Annotated in this window: 22 protein-coding genes and 1 pseudogene; 11 read left to right on the top strand and 12 right to left on the bottom strand. The window is 41.7% G+C overall.

The window, feature by feature from the left end; genetic code table 11:
* Positions 1–144: 144 nt before the first annotated feature.
* The 4 genes from HWQ38_RS09455 to HWQ38_RS09440 form a co-directional block, all read right to left on the bottom strand.
* Entirely contained in the window at positions 145–342 is a 198-nt protein-coding gene (locus HWQ38_RS09455; RefSeq protein ID WP_292792583.1) for an NAD(P)H dehydrogenase subunit NdhS, read from the bottom strand.
* A gap of 308 nt (positions 343–650) precedes the next feature.
* Positions 651–1,979: a rod shape-determining protein RodA gene (gene rodA / locus HWQ38_RS09450; protein WP_292792581.1), complete on the bottom strand. Its 1,329-nt coding sequence runs from the start codon at positions 1,977–1,979 to the stop codon at positions 651–653.
* 500 nt (positions 1,980–2,479) lie between these two features.
* A complete protein-coding gene (locus HWQ38_RS09445; RefSeq protein ID WP_292792579.1) occupies positions 2,480–3,550 on the bottom strand; it encodes an Mrp/NBP35 family ATP-binding protein in 1,071 nt (356 codons plus the stop codon).
* Between the two features lie 174 nt (positions 3,551–3,724).
* Positions 3,725–4,249, bottom strand: coding sequence for an SRPBCC family protein (locus HWQ38_RS09440; RefSeq protein ID WP_292792577.1), 525 nt, complete (start codon positions 4,247–4,249; stop codon positions 3,725–3,727).
* Positions 4,250–4,696: 447 nt separating this feature from the next.
* Between HWQ38_RS09440 and hemF the strand changes: the two genes are divergently transcribed.
* Positions 4,697–5,737 carry an oxygen-dependent coproporphyrinogen oxidase gene (gene hemF, locus HWQ38_RS09435; RefSeq protein ID WP_292792575.1) on the top strand — a complete coding sequence of 347 codons (1,041 nt, stop codon included), beginning with the start codon at positions 4,697–4,699 and terminating at the stop codon, positions 5,735–5,737.
* Positions 5,738–6,059: 322 nt separating this feature from the next.
* Positions 6,060–6,428, top strand: coding sequence for an STAS domain-containing protein (locus HWQ38_RS09430; RefSeq protein ID WP_292792573.1), 369 nt, complete (start codon positions 6,060–6,062; stop codon positions 6,426–6,428).
* A 70-nt stretch (positions 6,429–6,498) separates the two neighbouring features.
* Here HWQ38_RS09430 and HWQ38_RS09425 read toward each other — a convergent pair whose 3' ends face one another.
* On the bottom strand, positions 6,499–7,104 hold the full coding sequence (locus tag HWQ38_RS09425; protein WP_292792571.1) for a chromophore lyase CpcT/CpeT: 606 nt from the start codon (positions 7,102–7,104) through the stop codon (positions 6,499–6,501).
* A gap of 210 nt (positions 7,105–7,314) precedes the next feature.
* Here HWQ38_RS09425 and psb29 point away from each other — a divergent pair, with 210 nt between their 5' ends.
* Positions 7,315–8,022 (top strand): photosystem II biogenesis protein Psp29, encoded by a 708-nt coding sequence (psb29, locus tag HWQ38_RS09420; protein ID WP_292792569.1) that lies wholly within the window; start codon positions 7,315–7,317, stop codon positions 8,020–8,022.
* 89 nt (positions 8,023–8,111) lie between these two features.
* Here psb29 and HWQ38_RS09415 read toward each other — a convergent pair whose 3' ends face one another.
* The 3 genes from HWQ38_RS09415 to HWQ38_RS09405 form a co-directional block, all read right to left on the bottom strand.
* A complete protein-coding gene (locus tag HWQ38_RS09415) occupies positions 8,112–8,474 on the bottom strand; it encodes a phage holin family protein (protein ID WP_292792567.1) in 363 nt (120 codons plus the stop codon).
* Positions 8,475–8,670: 196 nt separating this feature from the next.
* A complete protein-coding gene (locus tag HWQ38_RS09410) occupies positions 8,671–9,354 on the bottom strand; it encodes a biopolymer transporter ExbD (protein ID WP_292792565.1) in 684 nt (227 codons plus the stop codon).
* A 43-nt stretch (positions 9,355–9,397) separates the two neighbouring features.
* The gene (locus tag HWQ38_RS09405; protein WP_292792563.1) at positions 9,398–10,126 is read right to left on the bottom strand and encodes a MotA/TolQ/ExbB proton channel family protein; all 729 of its coding nucleotides are present in this window, start codon (positions 10,124–10,126) and stop codon (positions 9,398–9,400) included.
* A gap of 241 nt (positions 10,127–10,367) precedes the next feature.
* Between HWQ38_RS09405 and HWQ38_RS09400 the strand changes: the two genes are divergently transcribed.
* Positions 10,368–10,682: a YkvA family protein gene (locus HWQ38_RS09400; protein WP_292792561.1), complete on the top strand. Its 315-nt coding sequence runs from the start codon at positions 10,368–10,370 to the stop codon at positions 10,680–10,682.
* Between the two features lie 98 nt (positions 10,683–10,780).
* Here HWQ38_RS09400 and HWQ38_RS09395 read toward each other — a convergent pair whose 3' ends face one another.
* The 3 genes from HWQ38_RS09395 to HWQ38_RS09385 form a co-directional block, all read right to left on the bottom strand.
* A complete protein-coding gene (locus HWQ38_RS09395) occupies positions 10,781–11,158 on the bottom strand; it encodes a GxxExxY protein (RefSeq protein ID WP_292792559.1) in 378 nt (125 codons plus the stop codon).
* Positions 11,159–11,189: 31 nt separating this feature from the next.
* On the bottom strand, positions 11,190–14,396 hold the full coding sequence (locus HWQ38_RS09390; protein ID WP_292792557.1) for a glycoside hydrolase family 15 protein: 3,207 nt from the start codon (positions 14,394–14,396) through the stop codon (positions 11,190–11,192).
* A 338-nt stretch (positions 14,397–14,734) separates the two neighbouring features.
* The gene (locus HWQ38_RS09385) at positions 14,735–16,030 is read right to left on the bottom strand and encodes an ABC transporter ATP-binding protein (protein ID WP_292792555.1); all 1,296 of its coding nucleotides are present in this window, start codon (positions 16,028–16,030) and stop codon (positions 14,735–14,737) included.
* A gap of 59 nt (positions 16,031–16,089) precedes the next feature.
* Here HWQ38_RS09385 and HWQ38_RS09380 point away from each other — a divergent pair, with 59 nt between their 5' ends.
* From HWQ38_RS09380 to HWQ38_RS09360, 5 genes and pseudogenes are all read left to right on the top strand, one after another.
* The gene (locus tag HWQ38_RS09380; protein ID WP_292792621.1) at positions 16,090–16,326 is read left to right on the top strand and encodes a hypothetical protein; all 237 of its coding nucleotides are present in this window, start codon (positions 16,090–16,092) and stop codon (positions 16,324–16,326) included.
* Positions 16,292–16,522: pseudogene (locus HWQ38_RS09375) on the top strand (IS4 family transposase); the annotation flags it as partial. The gene HWQ38_RS09380 and the pseudogene HWQ38_RS09375, both read left to right, overlap by 35 nt.
* A 316-nt stretch (positions 16,523–16,838) precedes the next feature.
* A complete protein-coding gene (locus HWQ38_RS09370) occupies positions 16,839–17,204 on the top strand; it encodes a DUF1823 family protein (RefSeq protein WP_292792553.1) in 366 nt (121 codons plus the stop codon).
* Positions 17,205–17,694: 490 nt separating this feature from the next.
* Complete coding sequence (locus HWQ38_RS09365; protein WP_292792551.1) at positions 17,695–19,353, top strand: alpha-amylase family glycosyl hydrolase; 1,659 nt, start codon at positions 17,695–17,697, stop codon at positions 19,351–19,353.
* A gap of 209 nt (positions 19,354–19,562) precedes the next feature.
* Complete coding sequence (locus HWQ38_RS09360; RefSeq protein WP_292792549.1) at positions 19,563–20,642, top strand: 3-deoxy-7-phosphoheptulonate synthase; 1,080 nt, start codon at positions 19,563–19,565, stop codon at positions 20,640–20,642.
* 111 nt (positions 20,643–20,753) lie between these two features.
* Here the strand turns inward: HWQ38_RS09360 and HWQ38_RS09355 are convergent, their stop codons facing one another.
* Positions 20,754–21,257, bottom strand: a complete 504-nt coding sequence (locus HWQ38_RS09355) for a 2TM domain-containing protein (protein WP_292792547.1) — start codon at positions 21,255–21,257, stop codon at positions 20,754–20,756.
* Positions 21,258–21,533: 276 nt separating this feature from the next.
* Between HWQ38_RS09355 and HWQ38_RS09350 the strand changes: the two genes are divergently transcribed.
* Positions 21,534–22,250 (top strand): ROK family protein, encoded by a 717-nt coding sequence (locus HWQ38_RS09350; protein ID WP_292792545.1) that lies wholly within the window; start codon positions 21,534–21,536, stop codon positions 22,248–22,250.
* A gap of 129 nt (positions 22,251–22,379) precedes the next feature.
* Positions 22,380–22,931 (top strand): peptidoglycan-binding domain-containing protein, encoded by a 552-nt coding sequence (locus tag HWQ38_RS09345; protein ID WP_292792543.1) that lies wholly within the window; start codon positions 22,380–22,382, stop codon positions 22,929–22,931.
* Positions 22,932–23,414: the final 483 nt, after the last annotated feature.

Genomic DNA, 23,414 nt, shown 5'->3' with positions numbered 1-23,414 from the left:
AGCGTTAGCGAGTCCGCGAGCGTCTGGGGGTTTCCCCCATGAGTGACTGGCGTTCGCCCTTAGCGTGCCGGAGGCATCACCCGTAAAAGTCATTAGTCATTAGTTTTTGTCAAATGACAACGGACAAATGACTAATGACTAATCTTATTTGGCTTTTTTACGTCCGGCAGTGGTTTCTACGAGTGACAATTCGCTCAGACGGAAGGTAACTAATTTATCCCAGTTACCACCTTCAAATAATACGGCTACTTTGCCATCACTTACCCGTTGCACGAGTCCTTCGTACCGATAATAGGTATCTGCGGGATTGTTGACGCGAACAGTTGCTCCAGGCAGGATCATGTTTTTAGCCTCGCTTGTTTCCTTTTAATAGCTTAATACTTGTTAATACTCATTGGTCGTTGGTCATTGGTCATTTGCAAAGGACAAATGGCGAATCAAACCGCAACGTGAGAGTCATTAGTCATTAGTTATTAGTAAGAAAGTCCTTGAGATACCACACCCACTCTTTAACGTGGTTTGAATTACTCCGATGAAAGACAAAGTTTTTTTCGCCCACGTAAGCGTTGCAGGACGAGGTATGTACCAAAAACTCTTGTATCTTTGACTAATGACCAATGACCAATGACTAATGACTAATGACTACTTCATCAATAATACTTTTGTCTTTGTCGAAAATTTGCTACTGATTCAACTATTCCCAAGGAAATGAAGTTAGTCAGCATGGCAGAACGCCCATAACTCATCCAAGGTAGAGGAATTCCTGCCACAGGCGCTAAACCTACAGTCATACCAACGTTCACAATCACCTGAAACATGATCATGGAAAAAACGCCAATAGCCAACAACGAACCAAAGTTATCTTTGGCGGTTTGGGCAATATGCAGTAGACGTAAGCAAATTAAGCAGAAGACAAACAGCACTACCAAACAACCAAAAAAACCGAATTCTTCCCCCACTGCGGAGAAAATAAAGTCTGTATGCTGTTCCGGTACGAAATTAAGTTGCGTCATAGGCCCCTTGAACAGACCCCATCCCCAAATTTCACCACCACCAATAGCAATACGAGATTGGATTAAGTGATACCCAGCACCGAGGGGATCGTGATCGGGGTCTATGAATACATTTAGCCGTTTTTTTTGATAGTCTTTCAAAATATGGTTCCAGGCGAAGATCCCTAATTCCCCACCCAAGATATTGAGACTCCATGCACTAATCGCGCCGAAACTAAATCGATGCCAGGGGAGAGTTCGCCAGCCCACAATCGCCATCGCCACTGACCAAATTAGCCCTAATGGTCCAAAAGCTAATGGCCCAAAAGATAATCCTTTAAATAAAACTATCGGCTCTGCTAAAGGCCAAGATATACTAAACAAAATTGCGGCAACCACAGGAGAAATCATCAGAATTAACCAGCCTGGGTTAGCATTTGCCCAGTAAAGCATTCCTAAAACGATCGCACCAAATACCAGTGATGTTGCTAAATCTGGCTGCAAAAATACTAATCCCCAAGGTATAGAAGTAATTGCCAGAACGCGGAAAACACCTTCGATACTGTCAGCACTACGCCTGTGTAGCAAAGCTGCTAAGGTGATGATCATCCCGACTTTGGCAAATTCTGAGGGTTGAACGTTAAAGCCAGCGATACTAATCCATCGCTGCGCCCCTTTGGCGCTAGTACCAGCAATCATCACAGCGATTAAGCTGAAGTTCGTCAGTGCGTATGTTACCCAGTGCCACTGCATCAAGATTTCGTAACGGGTGCGAGATAAAAATAGGGCTATGACTACGCCGATAGCCGCTACCATCCAGTGCCACCACCAGTCAGTTACTGGCTGCTTCAGTTCCGTACTGAGGATCATCATGCCTCCAAAGATGCTGATAGCTATCGGCAAACAAAATAGTAGCCAATCTACAGACTGCCAGGGCTTAACCCAAGACTTCCAGCGAATTTTGGGGACCGATCGTTTTAACAACATTGTGCCAGTTTAGACTTTTTTAAGTTTTGGGCATTGGGCATTGGGCATTGGGCATTGGGCATTGGGCATTGGGCATTGGGTCAATAATTAATAGTTTTTCGTCTCCTGCTCCCTCATTTTCCTAGAGATTTCCAAGAAATAAATTATCCAAATAAACGTAGACGCAAAGCTGTGAGGGGGTCGCAGTCTTCTCTGCGAGACGCTGCGCGTTAACAAAGCCTCTCGTAGAGAAGGCGGTTCCCGTCGTTAGCGCAGCGTTAGCGAGTCTTCTCCCTTCGCGTAGCGTCTCGTAGAGAAGGGGAGACGCCAAGGGCGAACGAGCGTCACCCCCGAACCCGTTGGCGCAGCCTCTCGTAGAGAAGGGCTTGCCGTAGGCTACCACTCCAGACACACACAGAGGAGAAATAGAGAGGGTTTTTGCGTCAGTTTTGGGATATTTTTTTATTTGGAAGTCCCCTAATCTTCGATGCCCTATACCCTATGCCCCATGCCCCAATTTATTATGTCAAAGCAGCAACTGATACTTTACCAGCAATGGTAAGAGCGATCGCTGTTAATGCTTTTGCCGAAGCTGAATCTGGTTCGCCAACAACTATTGGCACACCACTGTCACCACCAACTCGCGTGGAAATCTCTAGGGGTACACACCCCAACAGTGGCACTCCCAATTCGGCGGCTGTTTTGGAGCCACCACCGGAACCAAAGATGTCATACTGCTTATCCGGCTGATCGGGGGGTATAAAATAGCTCATATTTTCCACGATTCCCAATACCGGGACATTCATCTGCTGGAACATCCGCAATCCCTTGCGAGAATCTAACAAGGCTACAGTTTGCGGCGTAGTGACAATTACTGCCCCTGCCATCGACACTGCTTGGGTTAAAGTTAACTGAGCATCTCCGGTTCCTGGTGGCATATCTACAATCAAATAGTCCAGTTCTCCCCATTCAACTTGATAGAGAAACTGACGAATTACACCATTGAGCATAGGCCCCCGCCAAATTACTGGTTGATCTCGGTCAATCAAAAAGCCCATTGAAACTAATTTGACGCCGTGATTAAAAGCAGGTTCCAGAATGTCACCTTTTTCAGTGGAACGCACGGCAATTTGGGCATCAGCTAGACCCAGCATGGTCGGGTCATTAGGTCCGTAAATATCAGCATCTAGCAAGCCAACTTTCGCCCCAGTTTGAGCTAAAGCCACTGCTACATTCACCGCCACCGTACTTTTACCAACGCCACCTTTGCCACTGGAAACAGCAATGATATTTTTAACTCCAGAAATACCAGTGCGGTCATGTAAACTTTTTTGCTGCGGTGTTTCTGCCGTCACTTCTATGCTGACATCTGTAACGCCTGGGAGTTTTTTGACAGCTTTCTGACAGTCTTGAACGATAAATTCACGTAAAGGACAGGCAGGAGTGGTCAACACCAAGGTGAAACTAACCTTACCATCGTCAATTTTCACGTTGCGAATCATATTCAGTTCTACCAGACTTTTGCGGAGTTCTGGGTCTTCCACTGGTCGCAACACTTCTAAGACAGAGCGAGAATCGAGGACATCGTACATAAAAATTCAAAATTAAAAATTGAAAATGATGAAATACACTCGTGGCGAACATCTTAGCTATTAACTGGATGCTTTCTTGAGCAAGGTGAGGTTAGTGTTTTCACTGTGACTGCCCTAACAAAACTTAGCAAATTGCATTATCACCTAATAGAATCTTAACTTTCTTTAGGGATTCTAAAAATCAAAACAACTGTCATTAAGGGATTTTTTCTTCCCAGATACAGTTGACAATGCCGTTTTTTCTACTGCCTCGACTAAAGACCGTGCTACGCGGTCGGCATAAGGACGGGATAAAGACCAAATCAGGGGCGATAACCAACCCCGTAGCGTTACAGAATAAGACAGACAAGTACCACAAACCGTTGACTCTACTTGATAAGTCACACGTTCCTCTATCCCAGGAATCGCCAGCACTCGGATACTCAGCATCTCTCTAGGATTGACGCGTTCCACAAAAATCCGAATGGGAATTGGCGAAAAGCGTGTTACAGCTTGAAAAATCAATCCTGGTTTGGGTACTAATCCGTAGGGCACATTAGTACTCTTAAGTAGTGGATGCCAGGAAACATCTGTTAAATCAGCGACTTTTTGCCACAGTTCATCTACAGAAGCAGAACTAATCTCTCGATACGTCCGCACCAGAGAAGCGCAAAACCGACGACGTTTGCGGTGGATGAATTTGGATAACCAACCTTGCATTTTCCTAATCCTCCTCGCTAGACTGTTTCTGGTAACTCTGGTATGGTGTGCAACTACGCTCAACCCCTAAATTAAAACTTTCTCAAAAATGCCCTAAACTTAGCAAGCCTTGATTCGGCAAAGATGCCAACAGCCAATATAGGAATATGGCAAATAAGTTTTGAGCCGGATAGTCAAACCGTTGATATTTCAAGGTTACGACTAAAGTCTAGTGTTTATACTAAAATATTCCCATTAAAAATTAAAAAAAAGCTCAGTCAATATACAAGCGTATACGCATTTGAGGGAAAATAACTCTAGTGATGCCCATCAATCGTATAAATGCTTAACCAGTAACAAAAAAGCAGGTTGGGCAAATAGAGCTTGATTGTTGGTGCGTGTTTCACCCAAATTTTAAGATAAGAAATTTGTGGCTTTCTGGAATTTGTAATTTAGGTTCGGGAATCTATGTTGACCAACTCGCAAACACCAACTGTAGCAGCATCATCCAAGTCTTTGCCAGCATCTGACGCTCAAACTAGAGTCCGCCAGTTTATGCAACAGTTACAAGACGAAATTAGTCAAAGGCTGGAAAACCTGGATGGTGTGAGCAAGTTTATTGAAGACAGTTGGGAACGCCCAGAAGGGGGTGGAGGGCGATCGCGTATTCTGCGTGATGGTGCAATCTTTGAACAAGCAGGTGTAGGTTTTTCGGAAGTTTGGGGAGAGCATTTGCCGCCCTCAATTTTAACCCAACGCCCGGAAGCAGCAGGGCATGGCTTTTATGCCATAGGCACTTCAATGGTATTACATCCTCACAATCCTTACGTGCCCACAGTTCATCTAAATTATCGCTATTTTGAAGCGGGGCCAGTTTGGTGGTTTGGTGGTGGCATTGACTTGACACCTTATTACCCCTTTGCTGAAGATGCGGCACATTTACATAAAACATTAAAGCAGGCTTGTGACCAACACCACCCAGAGTATTACCCGGTGTTTAAGCGGTGGTGTGATGAATATTTTTACCTCAAACATCGTGATGAGACACGGGGTGTCGGTGGTCTGTTTTTTGATTACCAAGATGGTGAGGGTGCTTTATATCGCGGGCCGAATCCCAATGGGGAAGCGGCTATCTATAGCAACCAGGTGGGAACACCCGCAACCCGCAATTGGGAAGATTTGTTTGCCTTTGTGCAAGACTGTGGTAAGTCATTTTTACCAGCCTACGTACCAATTGTAGAACGACGACATGGGATAGAGTATGGCGATCGCCAACGGAATTTTCAACTCTACCGCCGGGGACGGTATGTAGAATTTAACTTGGTTTATGACCGAGGCACCATTTTTGGTCTACAAACCAATGGGCGCACCGAATCAATTCTCATGTCCCTACCTCCCTTAGTGCGTTGGGAATACGGCTATCAGCCAGAACCCAATTCCCCTGAAGCCGAGTTATATGAAACCTTCCTCAAGCCCCAAGATTGGATCAACTGGACACCACCTCAATAGTGACTTGAAAATCGGGCATCGGGCATGAAGAAGAGACAAGGGAGACAGGAAGAGGGGGGAGACAAAAGAGAGACTTGTTCAATAATTCCCCCTTGTCCCCCTTGTCCCGCCATTCCCATTCGGCTACGCTCACGGCAAGCCCACTCCCCACTCCCCATTAAAAATTGCTACTCAGCACTATTTTGGTGAGTTAAACTACTAAAGGTAAGCACCTAAAAGAAAAAGGTGACAATTTTAGCTAGAGCTTGTTAATCTCAAGTGACAGCATTAGAAAATTCTGTAACTAGTTAATCTGAAAAGGAATGCCACGGGGAGGGCTTTAGTGATTCATATAGACCAAAAAAGTTACACAACCCAAGATGGAAACACCGTTATTGTTCTGACGCCAGCAGGTCGCCTAGATATCACCACTGCTTGGCAATTTCGCCTGAAGTTACAAGAGTGTATTTCCAAACTCAGCTGCCATGTAGTTGTAAATCTGGCTCTGGTAAATTTTATTGATAGTTCCGGTCTTACCTCTTTGGTAGCTGGAATGCGTGATGCTGATAAAGTCAAGGGCAGTTTCCGCATCTCGAATGTACATCCAGAAGCCAAGCTTGTGTTTGAAGTGACGATGATGGATACTGTCTTTGAAATCTTTGAAACAGAAGAGGAAGCTTTAGAAGGTGTACCTCGTAGGATTGCCAGCTAAGAAACAAGTTAAAAGTTAAGAGTGAGGAGTGAGGAGTTAATTCAAAACTTATAACTTATGACTCATATCTTTATCTTATTGAATACTGATTTCGCTTGGTGTAACGATAAGGCCCCATAATCGCTCCCCAAGTTGCTTTTTTAGTTACTGGATCAATTCCTTTGTCGTAGCTGTGAAATTCTGCCGCAGTAGCTTCAAATCCCAAAGAAACATAGACGATATTACCAAGATAAGTAAAGCTGCAACGAGTCTCTGGTGGTGGGGTAGCGGTAAACTGATAGCGATCGCCAGCTAGTGTTTTCTGGGTAACTGTTAGGATACAACCTGGTAGTAAATCTAATTGTTCGGGTGTCAGTGTGTTCAGTAGAGCAGGGTTATGACTTGCGCCTCTTAATGCACCTGGATCTTGAGGCATATAGTATTGTACTTCCAGAGATGCATCAGAGTTGCTCCTCTGACGCAACCGGATAATTCGCTGGCGGTAAGGTTGATCTAGGCTAATAACGCTAGCCTGTTCGGCAAACAAGGTGATGCTATCTTCTATGAACAGATTAACTGGTCTTTGCCACAGCCGGAGGTGGACATACCAAACTGGATCTGCGATCGCTTGTTCTCGATTATCAAATTCACCAGCTAGGTACTCACCTAAAGCAATTAACTGTGGCGAGAAGTTCATAAATGCGATAAACGAATCATTAAAGGATAATAATTTTTGGCTAGTTTTTCAGGGTAAATGGTCTTATCCCCTGTCTCTAGCAGCTGATAAAATACTTCTGATTTGTCTATATTGTAAATGAAACCGTCACCAGCTAAAAGCTTAACTTGGCAAACTAGCCTTTAAGCGTGAAAATAAAGATACGTCGCCCTTAACATTCTCTTTTTCTTTGTGAATAACGTCCGTACTGTCTCTGATACAAAGCGAACTTTCTACAATCTTCACACCCGTCCGATCAACACTATTTATCGTCGGGTAGTAGAAGAATTGATGGTGGAAATGCATCTGCTGTCAGTAAATATCGATTTTAGCTACAATCCGATTTATGCCTTGGGTGTCGTCACTACCTTTGACCGCTTCATGGAGGGCTATCAACCAGAACGTGATCAAGAATCAATTTTTAATGCCCTATGTCGGGCTATAGAAAACGATCCGCAACGCTATCGACAGGATGCCGAAAGATTGCAAACTGTAGCTAAAGGTTTGCCAGTTAAAGATTTAATTGCGTGGCTAGGTCAAACTACTCATTTAGATCGAGATGCTGACTTGCAAGGACACCTGCAAGCGATCGCCAACAATCCTAACTTTAAATACAACCGTTTGTTTGCAATTGGTGTATTTTCGTTATTAGAACTGTCAGATCCGGAATTAGTCAAAGATGAAAAACAACTCACTGAGGCGCTGAAAGCGATCGCTGCTGGCTTGCACCTCTCTGATGACAAACTCAACAAGGATTTGGAGCTATACCGTTCTAATCTAGACAAGATGGCGCAAGCACTGGTAGTGATGGCAGATATGCTCTCAGCCGATCGCAAAAAACGCGAGCAACGTAAACAACAATCAACTACCCCAGTTGCTCCCCCAAGTTCCAACGAATAGTTAGGAGATGAAAGTGATGAGTTAGGAGTTCTGAGTGAGGAATTGTTAATAACTCTTAACTCTTAACTCTTAACTCCTAATTTTTAACTTTATACGCCTAATAATCTGTAGATTAAGCTGTTAATTATAGTCAGCGTAAATGCTCCGATAACAGCACTCCAAATGCCGTAACGTAAGTAAAAGCCGTCTACTAACCAAGCAGCAATACTAAAACAAACCACGGCAATCATAAATGTGAAAATACTGGATAGTAAATCCAATGTGAGTAAATTTGGTACTGCAAAAACGAGGCTTAAAATCGGTCTGACTATTGCTGTGACGATACCAAGCACTGCCGCCGAAAGGAAAGCTTTACCTGGAGTGTCAATTTCAACTCCCAGAGGTAATTTGCTAATTATCAACAGGCTGATAGCTGTTACTACCCAAACAATTAAAAGCGTCATGATATTCATGCCACAACCCCTGAAACGTGAATGGCAATTGGTGATAAATTACTTTAGTTTATCGCTGGAAAAATCTTTAAAGCTCAACCAATTATCTATAAATTAGCAGGAAATTTTTATCTAACCGAATTTTATTTTAGATATCTTTAGGTTTGGGAAAAAGCTTGAAGGGGAGTGGGGATCTAATTCTCCCCTGCTCCCGATCTCATTTTTTAAGAGTAGGTTGGGTTTGTTTGGGTGCTACAGGGGCTGGGGATGCTGGTGGGTTAGAAATACCAGGATTGATCGGACTGATGCCTTGCCGAGTTGTAGGTTGACCAGTTACCGTCGGGAAGGGTACGGAATTAGGTGCTAAGGGAAAATTAGGGGTAAGATTCCCTTCGGGATTGATACCTGGAAGTGTTGATGCACCAGGATTGATTGGGAATGACGGAACAGCCGGCTCCTTGAGTGAGTCTGTGGGTGGTTGAGATGGGCCAGGAATAATTCCCAAAGAAACGCGATCGCCCCCTACTTGCCGGAGCAAATCCAATGTCTCAATCACATCATTGTAAGTTGCTGTCCGGGAAGCATTCAGCACCACAATGGCACTGGGATTTTGTTGGAAATACTGTTTTAAGCTTTGTCGCAAATCCTCCCGTTTTACAGGCTGTTTTTCTATATAAGTATTGCCAACGGCATCGATAGTTACAATCAGACTTCCACTCTGTGAGGTGATTCCAGATACTGAACTGGGGCTGGCTTTAGGCAAATCAACATTTATTGCCTGTTGCCGCGTAAATTGTAAAGCTGCTAACAAAAAAAACGTCAGGATACAAAAAACAACATCAATTAAAGGGATGATTTGAACTTGGACTTCTTCAATTGGAGTATGTAGATTAACTTTCATCGTCTCACTCTAACACCTGGTTTTGGGGTTGAATTCTTGACTATTAATTAGGTGCATTCGGGGGTTCAGGAGTTTCAGAAAACTTAGTCTTTCCTGGCTTGCGGGGTGGAGTGAAATTTTCTGGCACAATTGCTGATGTTCTATTACTAAAATCAGGCGGAGACTGGCGGTAGAGCAATTCCATCTCATTCCCTGCCTTCCGAAAAACTTTGACTTGGTTAACTACAAAACTTTGAAATAGGCGGTAAAATGCCAAACTAATGATGGCAACTATTAACCCAGTTGCCGTAGCAATCAGTGATTCACCAATACCAGTTGTCACCCCAGCCGTAGATTCAGTTCCTAAATCCCCAATCCGAATCGATCGCAAAGCGCGGATTAAACCCAAAACCGTGCCTAACAATCCCAGCAGTGGCGCTAGGGCAATCACGGCTTCTAAAAGTTTTTCGCCCCGCCGCATTCCAGCCAATTCATCTTCGGCGGTAGCTTCCAGTGCTAATCGAAAGGTTTCCGCATCAGTTTTAGCAAAGCGTAGAGGGGCGTAGAGAAAACGCCCCACAGGCTGATGGCTTGCCCTGCTAGCAATGTCCGCAGCTACTTCCCAATTATCTTGGGCAGCATCCAGGATGCGATTGACTATTTGCTTTTCCTGAGTCAACATTCGCAACCAGAACCACAAACGCTCGAAAATCACACTCAAAGACAGAATCGAGAGAACCAGCAAAGGCCACATCGCTGGTCCGCCCTTATAAAACAAATCTAAAATATCCACTGTTTAAGTTTCCTCCCTCCATGACTAGAGCAAATATGCTAAAGCATTTTAATTCTAGAGATTAATGCAAAATGAGGGACTTCCAAAATATAAATTTCTCGAAAACCTAAAAAGACGGTGTAAGCATTGGGTATTGGTGACAGATTACCAGTAGCGTCTTCCAGACTAACTAGGGCGGTTATTCCCACCGGGAGTTTTTAGGATAATTTGTCAAAATGAAAGATAACTGGAGGTTCAAAATATGAAATTTTCAATCCAATCACTTTACACTTGGTATGGCAATTTGCTTCGTAACCCCAAGTACCGTTGGTGGGTAATTTTAGGAACGTTGGTTTACTTGGTTAGCCCAATCGATATTGTCCCAGATTTTCTACCCGTTGTGGGACAGATTGATGATGTTTTCCTTTTGACTTTACTAGTTAGTGAGGTATCTGGACTAGTGATTGAAGGCTGGAAAGCTCGTAAGGGTGATGTGGCTAGTGAAGTACCCAATACTAGTGAGGGTTCTACCTCCACTGCAAGCACGATTGATGTTGATGCTGTTTCTGTTAAGTAGATTTAATAAAACCCCTGCTTTTGGAATCTGAGGTGGGGGATATTTTTTTGAAACGCAGAGGAACGCGGAGGGAAACGCAGAGGAACGCAGAGGAAGAGTTAGAGGTTGTTGGCTACGCGTTTGATTCCTTCTTTGAGGTGGAGGACGTTAAAGTTGATCATAAGTCCTAGTTTGCAGTTTGCTAGTTTGAGATAGGTTAGGAGTTGAACGGAGTGAATCGGGTTCAAGGATTCTACAGACTTAATTTCTACAATTACTTGGTTTTCGACTATCAAATCTAATCGATAAACGCATTCCAATTGCACATTTTGGTAAACCAAAGGTAATGGAATTTGCTTACCAACATTCAATCCGGCTTCGTTCAACTCGTAATCCAAGCACACCTCATAAGCCGATTCCAACAAACCAAGCCCCAAAGCAGTATGCACCCTCATCGCACAACCAATAATCACCTCACTCAACTCATTCTCTCTCATCCTCTGCGGTTTCCTTTGCGTTCCTCTGCGTTTAAAAATCTTTCACAAACTCTGTTAAAAAGCGGAAAGCCTTTAAAATATAACTAACGCAATCTCTAGGAGAAGTATTGTAAAACGATCGCCACGCACTAGCTTTATCCTCATCATAGCGATCGCTGCGATGAGTATGGTTTTCTAACCATGCCAATCGTACTGCATGACCAATTAACACATCTAATACTATATATCCTTCTATTTGCAAGTTGGGATTATTGGCAGCGATCGCAGCTAATTCTCTTAATGCTTCAATATTAACTTGGCGATATTCTGGAGCTTCGATTTTATTCAGCAAATGCTCAACCAAGAGAGCAAAATTTCTTTCACCTGCTGTCATTTCTGACAACATTATCTCACTATCTAAACGATTGCGGCGCTCTAGTTTATCGCCAATTACTAGACCCTTGCAATGTTGCATTAATAGCCAAACTTGCTGAAAAAATTCTTTTGGTACGCGTCCCGTCGCACCCTCGGCTTGGCGAAACCGCCGCCAACCGCCTGGTATTACTTGTATTTCTTCTTCTATTGCTGGTGACACCACCCAAGCAATATCACTTTCTTTTTGCTTGACGTGCAGTGATTCTTGCTGGCGCAACAGGTTACTCATACCTGTATATCCAGTTAATACCTGACGCAAGCGCATTTTCACTTCAAAGGGTGAAAGTTGCATTAAGTGATCATAAGCTTCATCTTGAGTGACATACAATTCCCGCGCTAGTTCGCTGGTAATCAATAAGATCAGATAGCCGACTCTCAGCGTTAGTAGTCCTTGAAATAGTTCGGATTCTGAACGAATTAAGATACCAAGATAGATTAAAATCTCTTGAGTGAGGACGCGATCGCGTATATCTTCACGACAAAAATGATTAATTTTATCGGCAATTTCATTATGGGACATGGGTACGGTAATCAAGGACGCTTCACTGTAAGCTTTACCCACAGCAATTTGCTTACCCCGTACCAAAATACTCGTCACTGCATCTGATAGGCTGATATCAACCATAAGCCGTAACCCCGCAGCCTGGCGTACTACTGCCCAAATAGCTAAATCTCCAGCTTTGGTGTAAACTTCATCTAGTAAATCAGCTACGGTGACGGGATATCCTGGTTCACCGTACCCCGTATCAAATTGCATTCCCTGCAAGCGAGTTAAAGTTTGCAATAACTCAATTTGCTCGTAGATATTCTCTGATGAGCGCAAATAAGAAAGTAATAACCCAAAGTTGGTTTCGCATTCCATTTGAAATTCTTGGGTATTTCCTAAGCGCCAGTTTTTCTCAGGATGATAAGCCAAATAATAGCAACGTGGGCTAGCATTTTTCACTGGCGATCGCGAAAATTCTGCATTTGGGAGAAAATCAATTCTTTGGATTCCAGATGTCAGCATTAGCTGATTTAGCCGCCCTAATTTCACCCGCACACCGTTACAAACACCATTTTTCAGTTCTTGCATTAATTCTAGTAATGCCTCAGAACCAATTTCTAACATGGTATGCGTCAACATTAAAGTCAGAGTAGGACGCCCTAAATCGTTCCAATATTTTTGAATGTAAGCTAGTTCGCTTCTAATTTGATCTAGCAGAAAATGGTAATCAAGGGTTAAGTAAAACTGTTGAGAGTCGGAAAATGAAGGCAGAAATACAATTGTTTCACCGCGAATCCGAAAGATTCTAGATGTTGTTAAACTCCGCAACCGCCGCGCTGGACGCCCAGTTAAACCAAGTTTATTGTTACTTCCAATTTGGGTATAAATAGCGGAAAATTCTTCAGCTTTTCTCACCTGAATCGGTTCTACTTGGGTAGGCGTTTGTGTCTCAATCCCGTGAACTTCTAGTTTTGTCTGTAAATCTTCATCTTCTGCTAAGAAAGCAATTTGAACCAATGCCTCGCGCTGTTTTCCCACACACAAATATCTTCCTAAAGGGTCAATATCACCAACCGCCACTAACCCTTCACTCAACATTTCACTGAGAAAATATAAACTCTGCGCCCACACTAAGGGAATGTTTTCATTGGGTAAACGTGGTTGCGTTTGGGGTGCTAATTTTTCTGCTTCTATGTTTTCGGCTGGAACATAATAAAGTTCTGGTAATAAACGCAAACCATCTTGTTCTATAAGTAATGATTCTAAAAGCTCTTGGTATTTTTTAACTTGCTCTTGCTCGCCGCGAAATAATCCATCTAGAACTAAATAAGTGAAAAATAACGGCCATTCGCATTCAATATGTTCAAATTGCTTAAGTTCCCACGGTTCGTAGTGTAAGCGTTGATGATCTTCTAAAACGGTTTGGTGTCCATCACGCAGAAAACGTTTGCAGCCGTATTTACCTGCCAGTTTATTGATAATATCGTTAAAGGTGCGATCGCGTAATTCCAAATCTTCCACTGCAAAGGCAGGATAACTAATAATACTTAACAGCGCCGCATCAATTTCTTTGGAACCAGATTCTCTCGGTAATAGTGATTCTAAAGTAATCCGGGCGCGGGCAATTTCATCTGGCAGCACATGAATCACCGATGCTTGACTACCACGCACACCAAATAAATCGAGTCCGTTGATAGCTTCTAAAGCAGCTTTTGCCATACCTACGGAACTAGCGTTTAACTCAGCACTACCACGATTAATTTTATTACCACGTTCCCAAATGCCATAATCTGGGGTGCGGTAAGCTCGTCCAATGTAGTAAACCAAATTTTGGACGAAATTCACTTCATCAATCGTATAAATTATTTGCAATCCGGCTGCGGTCATCTGCGCCAACATTAGTAAAAATATAGATGTGGCATCCAGTTGCAAATGTCCCCATTCGTCATCACCAACAACAATATCGCCAGTCGCGGTATTATATTTAGCGTGCAGTCCATCCAGTAGCGACTGAGTATGTTTAAATGTCTCTACTTTATAAGCCTGTCGCATCATTGCAAATAGCAACCCGCGCATCAGTTTGATCACACTGTGTTCTAGTTCATAAGTGCGTCCTTTGTCGTCGTCAATCTTACGGTATGCAAGTCCTAAACCCCAAACTGCCAAAATGCTGTAAACGTTGTCTCGTACCCAGGCATCAGTATAATCGCCGTGGGCTGTAATCGCTGTACTCGCAGGTAGTAAACCAGTAATCGGATTCTGCCGAGTCAGAATGATTGTTTTGATTTGCTGGTAATAATACTCCAGGCGGGCTAGCAATTCGGTAGATGTTTTCATAATTTGGTTCAGAACTACTTGCAAAATTCGACCCTGTGGCTGGGAAGTGAATTACCTAAACCAAGTCAGAACAAGTTCTGTAATGGTTGATGGGATAACAGCCAAGGGTAGTGTGAGTTTATTATTATCTCGTGTTAATCGGTTTCTGGGTACTTAATTTTAGCGATCGCCAACTAAAATATGATATTTTTCAAACATTGATCTATACTTATAATAATTTATACTTAAATTTATGTTTTGCTTAAGCCATAACGAATTCTTTTTGTTGATAGTTTACAGTAGATAACCAAGTGCTGTAGGATGTCTTGCAATCAATCTTAGAGCTAATTTGATTGATTCTAGGGAAATATCGCTAACTCAGTTTCTGGATCAAAAAAGTGAATTTTCTCTGGAGTTAGTGATAACCATAGTTGCTCACCAGCTTGTACAAATCGGTCTGGTGGTATTCGCACTTGTAGGTAATTAGCTGTAGTAGTAGGTTGAGATCCCGGTTCGGCAATCTTAACAGCGAGAAAGGAATCGTTGCCGAGATTCTCTACCAAATCTACCTGCACTGGGAGATTTTTCGTGGCAGGCATACTCAAGTTTAAATGTTCTGGGCGAATACCTAAAATTAGAGTTTTCCGATCATATTTTTGTAGGGCATTTCCCCAGATTTGTGGAAGGGTGAAACGAAACTGGGAATAGGTAATTAACTGCGGCGCATGAAATTCTACAGGAATAAAATTCATCGGTGGTGAACCAATGAACTCTGCTACAAAAAGGTTGGCAGGGCGGTTGTAAAGTTCTAGGGGAGAAGCAACTTGCTGAATTTTACCCTCAGACATAATTGCAATGCGATCGCCCATTGTCATCGCTTCTGTTTGATCATGGGTGACGTAAATTGTCGTTGTCCCCAATTGGCGCTGCAATTTGACAATCTGGGCGCGAGTTTCTGCCCGCAGTTTGGCATCTAAGTTAGAAAGTGGCTCATCCATTAAAAATACTTCCGGGTCACGCGCGATCGCCCTTCCCAATGCAACCCGTTGTCTTTGTCCCCCAGAAAGCTGTTTGGGTAAGCGATTCAACAATGTTTCGATTTGCAACAGTTGAGCAACACTACGTACCTGCTCATCCACCGCCCGCTCTTTGTCAGAAATATAACGGAGTCCTTTAGGTAACTTTCTTGTTGCCCCCACAAAAAGATTTTCTCCCCAGTTGGGGAGTGGGGAATGCTGATTTTCCCTATTGCCCAATTGCCTACGGCGTAACCCAAAGGCGATGTTGTCATACACCGTCATGTGAGGATAGAGGGCGTAATTTTGAAACACCATTGCGATGTCGCGTTCCTTGGGTGGTAGGTCATTGATCAAGCGATCGCCTACCCAAATATTCCCTCCAGTCATCACTTCTAACCCGGCGATTAACCTTAACAGGGTGCTTTTACCACAACCAGAAGGACCAACCAGCACCATAAATTCCCCATCTGCGATCGTCAGGTTAATCCGCCGCAAGACGTTGACACTTCCCGCACGCTCTGGCGCTGTATCAGTTTTCTCCCCAGGCGTGAGGGAAGATTGAGTTTGTGAGGTCACACTTTCCCCTTGACGCGAGGAAAAACTTTTATAAACGTTTTCTAAAACAACTTGGGACACAACTGTTAATTATTGTCATTGGGTATGGGGCATTGGTCATTAGGTTGAAAAAAAGACAAATGACAAATGACAGTTTAGCGCCCATCATAATACACGTTCACTGTAACTTAGTGAAACTGGGAAATTTCCAAAAGTTGGGGGATGAGTATTCCTACTCATCCCCCTCGGTTTTAAATGCTGATTTATTGCTGTGTTGCGCTGCTTGCGATGCCTGCGGCGTTCTCGGTGCGATCGCTCTCGACAACTCCCGAAACAAAATATTTGTGGAAGTTTTTAAAGATACACTTAAAACTTGACAAGTTAATTACTAAAAATTTCAATGGTATCACCAGACAAATTTACGTTAGTTTCATAGCTTATTTGATTTTACAGCTTTTATCTATTCCTGCACAATGAGGACATACGCTATTAGATAAATTCCGCTATTTACAATCTTGTATTTATCAGAAAATCAGTTATGTTCATTGGTTTGAGGAGATGATGTTTTGTTAACTCATCCCCCGGCTTGAACCCGAAGGATTTCGAGTCATTAGTCATTAGTACCAATGACTAATGACTAATGACTAATAACTAATGACAATGGAAAGGCCGGCGGCTATCCCGGACACCCCTCTTGTTGGGATGGGATTCCCGCCGATTTTCGTTGACTAATTTAAGCTTTTAAGACTTAGTGTAACTAACAATGTAAAGTTTTGTATCAGCATTCAACATTTCTGCCTATTCCCCATATCTGTCGTAGCCTAAATACCTGAAAACTGCTGTAATTTAATCAGTAGTCAGTTTTTCCACTTGGAATTTTGAATTGTTTATGTCTAACCTGCCACCACTCAATACAGAAACAATTTGGGCAATTCTTGACGAGAAACTGGATGATGCCACAGTTAACCAGTTGCTATGGCATTATTTAGGCTATCGCTATCACTCATCAACTGCACAATGGGACACTAGCCAAGTTGCACCAGAATGGCAGAATGAGTATCCACAACCACCAGATTTCATTGAATCTCGCCCCGCAACAGTGAAGTTGACTCGTTCCATTCCTGCTGAAAATAAACAAATGCTAAAAGAAAAACTGGGTTTCAAAGGTTATAAAATTGGTGAATTTGGGCCTCGGCAAACTCGCAGGGCGACGGCGGCGAATTGGTTGTTAAGTTATCTGCGACAAACTAAGTAGGTGGGTACGAATAATTAAAGGTTTGTAGTCAGGGCTGAAGCTATTACTACAAACCTTTAATTAATTTTACATCGCGTAGCATAGTTGGATTGATTGATTCTTGTCTACCTACTTAACGACAAAATTGAGTAATCTTATCAGGAGATATTTGGCAAATAATATCCTATTTTTACCGAATATCTGCTGTATTATAGTTTAATAAAAAACTATTGATTTATTTACTGAATTTTTGCAGTTGTATGTAATAGCATTTTAAAATTAGTAATTTTATAGTCACAATCGTCATTACAGTAAATCTGTATATTAGTCAATTAATAAATGCTGGAAAAAACCAAAAATCAAAATAACCTAGTTAAGTTTTATAAATAATTCATAAATTATTCCTGAAGATAGAAGCAGTACTTATCTAATTCTTTCTCTAGAGCGATTTGCAAATTTAATTTAGCATTAGAGAATATTCCTATCAACCCTTAATATTAGAAACACTTCTATGGCAAAGCCAATTGAATTTAATTTATTTGCACCTTACAACAAAGGAGCCGCATTAATTGCTTCTTTTTCTGATTGGCAAGAAATTCCAATGGAAAAAGGTGATGATGGTTATTTTCGGACAAGTGTTGAACTAGAAGACGGCGTTTATAAATATAAATTCCGCGTTCAGACTAATTCATGGTTTTTTGAACCAGAACAATGGGTTGATGTCACAGATCCTTATGCAACTGATATTGATGAACAAAGTGGAAAAGATGATGGTGTTATCCGGGTCAAAGATGGTAAAAGGATTACTGATACCTATGTTTGGCAACATGATGATAAACCTTTACCTGCTGACCGGGAATTGGTAATTTATGAATTGCATGTCGGTGACTTTTCTGGTGGCGAAGATGATCCTTATGCCCGAGGCAAGTACAAACATGTTATTGAAAAGTTAGATTATTTGTGTGAACTCGGAATCAACGCTATTGAGTTGATGCCACTTAAAGAATATCCTGGTGATTATAGTTGGGGTTATAACCCCCGTCACTTTTTTGCGACAGAATCTAGTTATGGTTCTACTGCTGAGTTGAAAAAATTGATTGACGAGTGTCATGGCAGAGGCATTCGTATAATCATTGACGGGATTTATAACCATTCAGAAGCATCTGCTCCGTTAACACAAATTGACCACGATTATTGGTATCATCACGAACCTCGTGACCCTGATAATAACTGGGGACCTGAGTTTAATTATGAACATTATGACGAAAAATTAGAGATTCATCCAGCGCGGAAATTTATTGGTGATACAATCCGTTTCTGGATTCAGGAATATCATCTTGATGGTATTCGCTATGATGCAGCAAGGCAAATTGCTAACTACGATTTCATGTACTGGATTGTTCAAGAAGCCAAAAAAGCTGCTAGCATGAAGCCTTTTTACAACATTGCGGAACATATTCCTGAAAATACCAGCATTACCAATCTAGATGGGCCAATGGATGCTTGCTGGCATGACAGTTTCTATCACTGCATTCTAGAACATATCTGCGGCGATACATTTGATTTAGAGCGTCTAAAAGATGTCATTGACTGCAAGCGCCAAGGTTTCTTGGGTGCAACAAATGTAATAAATTACCTCACCAACCACGACCATAACCATGTCATGGTTGAATTGGGAAACCGTGAGATTTTTAACGAAGAAGCTTTTAGACGGGCTAAATTAGGAGTAGCCATCCTAATGACTGCTGTTGGCGTACCTTTGATTTGGATGGGAGAGGAATTTGGGGAATATAAACCTAAACAACCTGAATCATCTAAAATTGATTGGACGCTGTTAGGTAATGATCTAAATCGTAGTTTATTTGATTCATACAAAGGCTTAACCAACCTGCGTAAAAATAATCATGCCCTCTACACAGAAAATATTGATTTTATCCACGAAAATCCCGAAGCAAAAGTATTAGCTTATACTCGTTGGAATGATGAAGGTTCTCGTGTAGTCGTAATCGCAAATTTCTCAGAAAACTTCCTAGCTGGCTATCATATTCCTAACTTTGCTAGCCCTGGTACATGGCACGAATGGACAGCCAATTATGATGTAGAAGCTGGTGATGATGGCATTATAATTGACTTGGGTCCATACGAAGCTAAAGTGTTTGTATGGCAGTAATGATATATACTTGCACTGAGTCAGTAGTCCAATAATAAAGAAAAAGGGGGAATATTTTCTCCCTTTTTCAGTTATTATCTTACTGACATACAGTCTAATGAGAAATTTGTCAAGGAGAAAACAGGCTATTTCCGGCTATTTTAAAATTTGATGGGTTTGTGTTACACTCTTGAGTTGAAGTGCGGATAGAAAATTGCCAGAGCATCCCCATGCACAAGAAATTATTTAATAGTAATATCGACAACGCTAACAGTAATATCGACAACGCTAACATTGAGAACGATCGCGTTTTGTTAACTCCCAATGAAGTCAAATCAAAATTACCTTTAACACAATTAGCTGAACAAAGAGTTTTAGCATATCGGCAGGAAATAGAAGATATCTTGGATTTTCAGGATCGCCGAAAATTTATAGTAGTTGGGCCATGCTCAATCCACGACCCAAAAGCAGCACTCGAATATTCTGAGAAGTTGAAAATATTGGCCGAGCGAGTCCAGGATAACCTGCGACTAATTATGCGAGTATACTTTGAAAAACCAAGAACAACCGTAGGCTGGAAAGGGTTAATTAACGATCCAGATATGGATGATTCTTTCCATGTAGAGAATGGTTTACTAATTGCACGGGATCTATTATTAAAAATTACAGAGTTGGGATTACCTGCTGGTACAGAAGCACTAGATCCAATCATCCCTCAATACATTAGTGAACTGATTACATGGTCTGCCATTGGAGCACGCACGACCGAATCACAAACTCACCGCGAAATGGCAAGTGGGCTTTCGATGCCTGTGGGTTTTAAAAACGGTACTGATGGCAATATTCAAGTAGCTTTGAATGCCCTACAATCAGCTAGAAACCCCCATAATTTTCTCGGAATTAATCAAAACGGACAGGTTAGCGTCTTTCAAACTAAAGGTAATACCTACGGCCACGTAATTTTAAGGGGTGGTAGTCAGCCAAACTTTGATCCAGCAAATGTCAAACTGGTAGAAGATAAATTAAAACAGGCAAATTTACCACCGAGAATTGTGATTGACTGTAGCCACGGCAATACCAATAAAGATTACAAATTACAAGGTGCTGTCTTAGAAAATATTGTTCAGCAAATACTGGATGGCAACACATCAATAGTTGGAATGATGCTGGAATCGCATTTGTATGAAGGTAGTCAACCAATTACTGGTAAACAAGAAGAATTAAAATATGGTATTTCTGTAACTGATAAATGTATTGGCTGGGAAGAAACCGAAAAAATTATTTTGGCTGCTCACGAAAAACTTAAATGAATACTCATGTCATACCATTTTACACAAACACTGCTAGGCAAAACTTGAGCCATACCTCCATAGACCGTAGCTTGCTTAAGAAATAAGGGTACGCTTAGGCAAGCAAATCTCCTAAGCCTGTAATGCCTTAAACCACTTATTCAAAACTGTGCTGATGGTTTTCTTAATTTGATGATTACGGCTCCACTTCTGGAATGCCATTTCATACTCTTCGCCTTTGGTTTGAAAGGTATTCCAGACATCCAGCCCTACAGGCAATCCGCAGAATAATAAAATGTACAGCGACCAAGAAATTCCGCCGCCAGTGATTAAATCAGCTAGTATCAAAAATCCATTTAAAATTGTATAATTGCCTAGACGCTTCTGAAATTTTCTGATGCGGTAGGCATCAAAAGCTTTTCGCTGTTGCACTTGGCCTTGTTGTACTAACCAATCACGTTCTGCTAATTTTAAAGACTCAGGTGAAATTTCTAACTCAGCACCAATTTCTAATATCTGCTCATAAGAAAATTCTGTGTCTTTATCATCAGCTTGACGAGCGATCGCTAAGTGCAAAATTTGGTGTACATCTTCTTGACTATAAGAGCGGAGGCTCTTGGGTTCAAAGGCCGTCATAATTCTTTCTCTTATATTAGTTTTAATAGAAATTTGCTGCTTGCTAGATTTTAAGCAGCTACGCCAGCACTATTTCCATTATTCCTACATTAGCAAATCTTGATGCTTTCCCGCATCTAATAATATTGTATTTTTAACTTTGAGTAAAACGTGTCAATCCCTCCCCTACTCCCCCTCAATGTGAAGACTCTCCAAACATCTGCATATTATCAGATGCAGCAGAGCATAATAACGAAGTAACAAGCAGCAAGCAAGCACTAAGAAGGATGTAACTCAATGGTTGGAGAAAATGGATCGATTCTTACCCTATCGGTTGATATTGGCGGTAGTGGCGTTAAGGCTATGGTTTTGGATATTACGGGGAATCCTGTAACGCAAAGAGCGCGTTTAGATACACCCCAACCGGCAACACCAGAAGTTGTAATTAATGCAATTGTTGTGTTGGCAGCCGCTCAAGGTGAATTTGATCGCGTTTCGGTTGGTTTTCCCGGTGTGGTAAAGTATGGAGTCACGGAAACAGCCGTAAACTTACATCCAGATTGGATCGGATTTGATTTGGAAACAGCATTATTAAAACACTTAAACAAGCCTGTACGGGTAATTAATGATGCAGATATGCAGGGACTTGGGGCGATCGCTCTTAAAGGTGTAGAATTGGTGATTACTCTGGGTACGGGGTTTGGTTCGGCTTTATTTGTGGATGGTAAACTCGTGCCGAATATGGAAATGGGGCATCATCCGTTTCGCAAAGGCCAGACTTTCGAGCAGCAGTTGGGGCGTGCAGAGTTAGAAAAAATTGGTGAGAAAAGATGGAATAAGCGTTTAGAAAAAGCGATCACATCCTTGGAACATCTGTTCAATTATGATTACCTTTACATTGGCGGTGGGGAAGCTGTGAGAGTGAATTTCCAGCTACCATTAAATGTCAAACTCATCCCCAATATCACTGGTTTATTAGGCGGTATTGCTTTATGGCGAGATGAGAAAAGGTAAAAATTTTTTCAGTATTTACAACTCTTCGTAATCAGCGATTGACTTTTTTATTTGGTCAAGATGCACTATCCCGGACAGCAGCAATGTTGTAGGTTAAAAGAAATATTGGTTAAAGTAAATTGAACTACAATGACTGAAATTGGCCTGATGATGACAAGCATCTTAACAATAAGACAAGCATTTGAGGCTAATTTGCCAGAGCAGCAATTATTTCAGATGGAAAATGACGTAACCCAGTTAAAACAGAGTCAGTTAAAGATAACGGCTCAAGTCACACCACCTGAATTCATGCAGACAGATAAGATTTCTCAGGCTTCTCCCTGTGCGATCGCACTAGAGAAAGAACATATACTTAAGAAAATCAGCAAAAAGAATCCGGGACTAGCTTCTTCTAACTTAGGTGAGTCTAAGAAGTATTCTCAGTCTGAAGGTAAAGTCCGTGCAAAGGCTACAGGACGATTCCAGAAGTTTAGTAGCCAACTGCCGACTCTTTATTTCGGTAGTTCTGGTGTTGCTGTCAGAGTCTTACAACAGCTGTTAGTATCTAACGGTTATGCCGTTAGAGTAGATGGGATTTATGGCGCACTGACAGAGACTGCTGTCAAAGCCTTTCAAAATCAGCAGAATTTAGGTGTGGATGGAATAGTTGGTCAACAAACCTGGCGGACGTTGACAATTTAGTTAGGAGTTATGAAACTTCGTATTAGACCGCTTGCAAAAAGAATTTGTGGTATAGTTTTTAACTTTAAAATTTGCGCTACCTTTGAATCAAATATACCAATGAGGTAATAAAAGTTTTCTGTATCAATTTTGAGCTGAATTTTTACGAAAAGTTTTAATTATACCACAAAATAATTTTGCAAGAGGTCTATTAAAATTTCATGAAGATGACTCAACAATTACTTAGTAATGAAGATTACTAAGTAATTGTTGAGTATTCAGTGTCTATGTGATTTTATGGAAATAAGAAATACGTCACACAAGTATCGCTGACTGAATGAGCGTGCAATGTGAATATTAGCTAGCTGCAAAATTTAATACCACTTCTTGGAGATTATTTAATGATCTGCTTATTTCCGCCGTGCTGTACTAGTTTTTAGTGAAATAGTTGGATAGAGGTTTTGCTGGATTAAAATTTATCCAAGAATTAGTCCAAGAAAACAA

The organism is Nostoc sp. NMS7 (genome assembly GCF_017115085.1).
In the GTDB taxonomy this organism is placed as follows: domain Bacteria; phylum Cyanobacteriota; class Cyanobacteriia; order Cyanobacteriales; family Nostocaceae; genus Nostoc.
Note: the sequence above shows the minus strand (reverse complement) of the source record. Positions and strands in the feature narration are given on the sequence as shown.